The 449-nt window shown below is 68.6% G+C and carries 1 pseudogene; it reads right to left on the bottom strand.

From position 1 onward, the window contains the following. Positions 1–449: pseudogene (locus M8J73_RS44630) on the bottom strand (2-oxoacid:ferredoxin oxidoreductase subunit beta); the annotation flags it as partial.

Below are 449 nucleotides of genomic sequence, written 5' to 3'. Positions count from 1 at the left end.
GCCTTGTCCAGTTGGTCGGCCATCTGTGTGTCGTAGACGGGCCGGTCGATGGAGCGGAACACGCCGATGGGGGTGTGGTGCAGGGTGTCGGGGTCGGCGAGTCGGGAGAGGGCGAAGGCGGTGGTGGGGGAGGGGGTGTGGGCGTCGTGGACGAGGATGCGGGCCTCGTTGTCGGGGGTGACGGTGACGACCTTGAGGTCGCCGGTGGTCTCGTCGCGGATGACGCCGCGGGCCCCGTCCGTCCCGAAGCGGATGGGCCGGCCGTGTTCGAGGCGGATGACGGCTTCTTCGGCCTGTTGGCGGTCTTTGAGGATCTCGAAGGCGCCGTCGTTGAAGATGTTGCAGTTCTGGTAGATCTCGACGAGTGCGGTGCCGGGGTGGGCGGCGGCCTGGCGCAGGACGTCGGTGAGGTGTTTGCGGTCGGAGTCGACGGTGCGGGCCACGAACGA

It is taken from the genome of Streptomyces neyagawaensis, assembly GCF_023516595.1.
Taxonomy (GTDB): domain Bacteria; phylum Actinomycetota; class Actinomycetes; order Streptomycetales; family Streptomycetaceae; genus Streptomyces; species Streptomyces neyagawaensis.
This window is presented reverse-complemented; position numbering and strand designations above follow the sequence as displayed.